Source organism: Brasilonema sp. UFV-L1 (assembly GCF_012912105.1).
GTDB lineage: Bacteria > Cyanobacteriota > Cyanobacteriia > Cyanobacteriales > Nostocaceae > Brasilonema.
The window spans coordinates 24,750-30,763 of sequence record NZ_QMEA01000075.1 but is presented as its reverse complement, the minus strand read 5'-3'; the positions used below and the strand labels follow the sequence as shown (position 1 = coordinate 30,763).

Annotated in this window: 5 protein-coding genes; 4 read left to right on the top strand and 1 reads right to left on the bottom strand. The window is 40.5% G+C overall.

Annotated features, from left to right (window positions below; all coding sequences use genetic code 11):
• Nucleotides 1-282: 282 nt before the first annotated feature.
• Entirely contained in the window at nt 283-1,284 is a 1,002-nt protein-coding gene (locus tag DP117_RS20950) for a succinate dehydrogenase/fumarate reductase iron-sulfur subunit (protein WP_211176245.1), read from the bottom strand.
• Nucleotides 1,285-2,583: 1,299 nt separating this feature from the next.
• On the opposite strand from DP117_RS20950, the gene DP117_RS20945 reads away from it, so the two are divergent.
• From DP117_RS20945 to DP117_RS20930, 4 genes are all read left to right on the top strand, one after another.
• A complete protein-coding gene (locus DP117_RS20945) occupies nt 2,584-3,051 on the top strand; it encodes an AbrB family transcriptional regulator (protein ID WP_169220188.1) in 468 nt (155 codons plus the stop codon).
• 271 nt (nt 3,052-3,322) lie between these two features.
• Entirely contained in the window at nt 3,323-4,213 is an 891-nt protein-coding gene (locus tag DP117_RS20940) for a type II CAAX endopeptidase family protein (RefSeq protein ID WP_169220187.1), read from the top strand.
• Nucleotides 4,214-4,267: 54 nt separating this feature from the next.
• Nucleotides 4,268-4,729, top strand: a complete 462-nt coding sequence (locus tag DP117_RS20935) for a hypothetical protein (protein WP_169220186.1) — start codon at nt 4,268-4,270, stop codon at nt 4,727-4,729.
• Nucleotides 4,730-4,885: 156 nt separating this feature from the next.
• On the top strand, nt 4,886-5,926 hold the full coding sequence (locus tag DP117_RS20930; protein WP_169220185.1) for a caspase family protein: 1,041 nt from the start codon (nt 4,886-4,888) through the stop codon (nt 5,924-5,926).
• Nucleotides 5,927-6,014: the final 88 nt, after the last annotated feature.

Here is a 6,014-nt window from a genome sequence, read left to right as displayed (position 1 = left end):
AAGCGCGAGTATTGGGGAGTAAGAGTGTTGGAAAATAGGGAGCATCCCAATGCACACAAAAAGACCAAGACTTACGCAAAACCTTTGAAACTCTCTGACTTCGCGCTCTAGTTTTCAAGAAGCCGCTTTCTTTGTCTATGCGTTGTCGTTTGCGGTTCATTCTTTGATTCTCTTGCTCCCGTTCCAATATGAGACGGGAGTAAACTTGTACATTTGGGATGCTATCGGAAAATATCCCTTCTTCCCTACAGCCCCCAACCCCAGAGGGGACCCAAGCGCCCCCTACTTCGCTATTTCTTCTTTGACGGCTTCAATGAGCGATCGCACTTGTTGAGTCCCTTCAGAAGGTTCAAAAGAAAGAGGAAACTTACCTCTGGTTATCATTCGCAAACCAAGAGGAGCAAGACTGAGTAACCCTTTAAGATCTCTAAAATAGTTCCCAACGACTTGTAGACCAAATTGACGCTCATCAATCCAGCCACCTTCTTTGACTAACTCTACTAAGACTTTACGATGACGAATTGAACGGCTGTCGCTTGCTTGTTTGCGTTCGAGAATTTCCTGCTTGATTTTTGTGATTTGATCAAGTGGAGCAACATCCATTGGACATACGGAATTACAGTAAAAACAACGGGTACAACCCCAAACTCCTTTCGTTCCTTCGTTATATTCTTCTAAACGACTTTCTGTTTTACTATCACGAGAATCTGCTACCATCCGATAAGCTTTGGCAAGGGCATGAGGACCAACAAAATCTGGGTCAACTTCACGAGCATTGCACTCAGAGTAGCACGCTCCGCACATGATACAATTACCAGTTTCATCCAGGCGCGATCGCTCTAGTGGTGTTTGTAAAAACTCTCTTTCTGGGATGTTACGCCCTGCTGTACTCACATAAGGAGCAACTGTCTCAAGGTTGTTCCAAAAACTGCTCATATCTACCACTAAATCTTTGATCACAGGCATATTGCCTAGTGGTGCGATGATGATTTCTGGAATGCCATTTGTATGAATTTTTGTTGTCAGCATTTGTTGCGATTTGGCAATTTCAGTGCCAACATTTTCTTTACAAGCCAAAGCTGAACGCCCATTGATTCGCACAGCGCAGCTACCACAAATTGTGTTGCGACAATTTTTGCGAAATGCCAATGTCCCATCTTGCTCCCACTTAATACGATTGAGACAATCTAGGATTGTATTCCCTCCTTCAACATCCAAAAGGTAAGTTTCCACAATCGGGGAGGAATCTTGTTGCTGCCGTATGATCTTAAAAAGAACTTCCATAACCACCAACCAAAATCTTGAAATTTTTATGCCCATCTATGAAATTATTGCCATAGATGAGTTGCTCACCAATAAGTGAGCTATACTCTTGTTGCCCTTAATTAAAAGCTAGCTGTTAATAGGCTGATGATTAAAGAGCTACTCATTCTAGTTTAAGGATAATCATGAAATTTGTAGTTGTATGATTACCCAATGGGTTTAACCCCAAATGTGTCAATAGCCAGATGACCAGAAAAATGATCGCTACGTGACAATTCATTCATATATTTGGACTCATGCAGTAAGGAGAGTCCACTAGATGAACACCATCCGTAGGACTTAAGTTCATCTCTCAACTGAATATTTCCAAATTTATCCTCCTCGGATTATGAGTATATCTTGATGTCAAGACGAGTTAAGGAGCCATTGACTCAAAAAATCGCTCAATCAGTCATGAGGTCCCATTTTTTTGGTTATATAGAATTGTTAAAGCTCAAGATGTTCATCTTGACCTCTTAATCAAGAAACTCGCTTGTTGTCACTCATCTCGTTAAAACTGCTTGTTTAAATTAAATGAATTTTTATAAAAGCCGACCAGCAATACTCATCCCAAGTACAAGGATTTAGAGATAAAGTGTATCAGCAAGTTGAATTCAAAATTAAACACTTGTTTTGCTATTATTAAACCATGCTACTATTTAATATAAAATTATGAAGCAACAAAACCAGTATCAATCGCCGTGTAAGTGCGGCTGTTACTGCTTTGTTTCTTTGTAAGAAAGTAGGGCAAGAAATTTCTGGTCTCTACTAGTAGGGTAAAAGGTTGTATGTCGGCACAACCTTATCGCAACACTATGCTGTCAATCATGTTTCTTGAGCAGAAACGGGGAAAACCCTACGACTCATGGTCAAGAAAGACAGAGTTAGGACAATTTCTTGGGTCTACGGCTTGTTTCTAGTGGTAGAACACAACGGCGAGAAATCGGGAGGAAAATCCTCACCGTTTTTTGCATCCCAATTTGTAAAAGTTCTTCAAAGTTGCCCCACTTTAGTAGTGCCAAGAAAGAGAATGATTTCATTTGTGATTGCAAATGATGGTTAAAAATGCCGTAAAATTACCAAAATTAATGCCTTTGACAACTATAAGCTAATCTGTTGTGGTCAATCGTAACAGACACTCTTGTAGCTCTCCCCCTTTATGGAGGAATGACTCCTTTGCTATGGAGTCTGAAACAACTTTGTACAGATGTCAAAAAGCCAAATGCTGGCAAATGATGACTTGTTTATTTATTTGGAGAGAGTGAGGATATTTGAAGCATAATGACTGAAACCGCAACCGCACCATTGACTGGAAAAGCACTGCTAGCTAAAGTGAAAGAACTTTCTAATCTACCACGGCGAGAAAGAGCAAAGCAGTGTGGCTACTATACAGTTACAAAGAATAACCAAGTTCGTGTCAATCTAACTGACTTTTATGATGCTTTGCTCTCGGCTAGGGGAATTCCCTTAAGTCCAGAAGCACCAAAAGATGGTCGTGGACGTGAACCTACTTACAGAGTAAGTGTCCATCAAAACGGTCAAATTGTTATTGGTGCAACTTACACCAAAGCGATGGGCTTAAAGCCAGGTGATGAATTTGAAATTAAGCTGGGTTACAAGCATATTCACTTAATTCAAGTGGATAGTGATAAAAAGCTACTCCAGCATGATGAAGACGCAGATGTCTATGATGAAGATCTCGAAGATGATGAAGATCTCGAAGACGAGTACGAAGAGGAAGAAGAGTAGACTTTTTTTAATAGTAGAGGCAAGTTTAAGGCAAAAGCTTCAGAACTTATCTGTACAACTAGAGTCAAAGCTTTGACATTTCTCGAAACAAAAATGTTAGACATCTTGTATAATTGATGAATTTTGGTGAAGGCTTGATTAAGAATAAAGAGAAGCTCATCATGAGCAATACTTAAAGCAGTGGTCAAGGAAGTACAACATATCTATCCCGACTTTAAAGTTGCTCGAAATTAAGAAAGCCGTTATTTCACCAAAATAGAAACCTTCTACTATGCAAGAAGTTCATTTTGTTTTTTTAGCTACTTCAGTATCATTACCTGAGCCATCAGTCAACTTCTTACTGTCATCCTTAAAAGATGCACCAGTATTCTTGGTTGTGATGGCTTTTTTTATTATTTGGGTGTCTTGCTGGTTACCCATAGCAGCATTAACAGCGTTTGTCCTCAAATGGCAACCTTCTCAACTTTTCCAGCCAGAAAAAAAGTTACCTTTATTGGTATCTCTCTACTTGTTAGCTCCCTTGATTTTGTGGGGAATTAGTTGGATAACCGATATACCTTTCTCAGATTATGGCTTTATTGGAAACATTTCAACTCTATATTCCTTGGTACTCGGTTTAGCTTTGGGAATATTGAGCATCACATTGGTTTTTTCGTGGCAATTGTGGCTGGGATGGTGCTTTTTTCAATGGTCGAATATTAAGCTTGTGCGACCTATCTTATTACCTATTTTTTTAGTGGCGTTGTTTGTAGGTGGTATTGAGGAGCTCATTTTTCGCGGGTTTCTGTTTACTGAACTAGAGAAAGGTGGTTCTGTTTGGTTAGCAGCGCTCATTTCTAGCTCAATTTTTGCCTTGCTACACTTGGTTTGGGAGCAAAAAGAAACGATACCACAGTTACCTGGACTCTGGTTTATGGGAATGGTGTTGATACTAGCACGATTTGTCGATGGGGGGAGTATAGGCTTAGCTTGGGGACTGCATGCTGGATGGATATGGGCGATCGCCACAATAGACACAGCAGCGCTTATCGATTACACCGGTAACGTCTGTGATTGGGTGACAGGTAAGAATAAAAAACCTCTGGCTGGTGTGGCGGGTGTTCTTTGTTTACTAATCACTGGAGGAGTTCTCTGGTTATGGGCTATTTTTCAACCGAAATAAAACCAGATGATGATGTAGTCATTTAAGTAATGAGACTTAAATGCTTTAGCCATTATGAGTAATTTTGAAAAAAATGTCCGCGTGGTTGTGATTCGTGGAGAACACTGCAATAGGCACGGTAAAGTAATTGGTGAGACGATTTACGGTTTTTTAAACAGAGAAATACCAGTAGAGTTAGATGAATACGGGAAGGCGAACATTCCAGAAGGAGATTTAGACGAGGAAAACTTAACACCGGACGAAGTGAGGGCTGAAATCAAAAAGGTTAGCAATCAAGTTGAACGAGTAGCTTCCCAACTCCCAGGAGAAATGGGAAAAGAATTACCCAATCATTTGAGATTTCTTGGGGATGCTCTAATGTCTAAGGATAAACCTAAGGCTGACGACGAGTACACATATGTCGTCAAGAACCTAAAAAGAGCAAGCGAAAATGGATCTGTACCTCAAGATTGGTGGGAAACTACTGTGAGAATAAGCTTTGACAAAATACATGGGGCTGTGAAGCGTCTTCCTTAAAGATAGTAATTATCATTTAAATCAAATACATAATGGTGTGTAGAGACCGTACGGTACGGTCTCTACTGTGTTGCACGCAAGCTCAACCCGGTATTGTTTATCCCGATTCAAAAAAGAATATCAGAAACTTCTATTAATAAGTCAAGAGGATAAGGCGTGACAAATCAAACTTTTGCTAATGGTTATGCATTACTCATCGGTGTTGGTGCTGATTTAGGCATTACTGTTAAAGATGCTACAGCCCTACGAGATGTTTTGGTTAACCCCAATCAAGCTGCTTATCCACCAAACCAAGTCAACTTGCTGACTGAGACTTCTGCAACTCGGCAAGAAATTCTCAAGGCTTTTGACCAGCTTATCGAACAAGTGAACCAAAATCCTGATGCGACTGTCATTATTTACTACTCTGGTCATGGTGGACGGATTGAGCGTACAAATGAATACTTCTTAGTACCCTATGGCTATAATCCCAGTCAACGTGCAGATACTGCCATATCAGGATTAGAGTTTACCGAAAAAATTGAAGCAATTCAAGCACGTAAGCTCGTCGTTTTGCTAGATTGCTGTCATGCAGGAGGAGTTCCGGCTCTTAAGGAAACAGGAGAAACTTTTGTCAAGTCACCTGTACCACCTGATTTGTTAAATATGCTAGGAACAGGAAGTGGTCGAGTTGTTGTTGCTTCATCGCGGGAAGACGAATATTCTTATACAGGTCAGCCCTACAGTGCTTTTACAGATTGCTTGTTAGAAGCTTTACAAGGCAAAGCAGCCAAAGAGAAAGATGGCTATGCTCGTATTCTTGACGTTATGATTTATTTGTTCGACCATGTACCCAAGCGGGCTTCGGGACCACAGCATCCATTCGTGAACAAAGTGCTTGATTTGGGTGATAATTTTCCACTTTGCTACTACGCAGGTGGAAGTAAATTTTTACCTGGAGAAACACTAGTGGCTGAAGTTAACTCAACTACCAGTGCCTTGACTGCTGGACAAAAGCGACGATTAGCGCAAAAACGAGACACACTGGAGGCTGAATGGGATCTCCGTAGTGAAAAGGTGAAGCGAATGCGGGATGCTTTGGCTATTGAGACTGGTACAGCTGTTAAGTTTCAATTAGAAAAGCAGCTTTTGGATGAAGAGGCTCAACTAGCGCGTCTTGGTGATGAGTTGGATGAGATCGAACAGGTATTGCAGTAATTTAGAAAGCTGGGCTAACTAGAGATGTCGTCTGTCAAAGCTTTAATGAATAAAAATACGGAGAGCGTTGGTTTAATATAATTTATTA

What these genes read in the sequence shown, in the direction of transcription:
- DP117_RS20950 (WP_211176245.1), bottom strand. Translation starts at nt 1,284, where the DNA reads ATGGAAGTTCTTTTTAAGATCATACGGCAGCAACAAGATTCCTCCCCG.
- DP117_RS20945 (WP_169220188.1), top strand. Translation starts at nt 2,584, where the DNA reads ATGACTGAAACCGCAACCGCACCATTGACTGGAAAAGCACTGCTAGCT.
- DP117_RS20940 (WP_169220187.1), top strand. Translation starts at nt 3,323, where the DNA reads ATGCAAGAAGTTCATTTTGTTTTTTTAGCTACTTCAGTATCATTACCT.
- DP117_RS20935 (WP_169220186.1), top strand. Translation starts at nt 4,268, where the DNA reads ATGAGTAATTTTGAAAAAAATGTCCGCGTGGTTGTGATTCGTGGAGAA.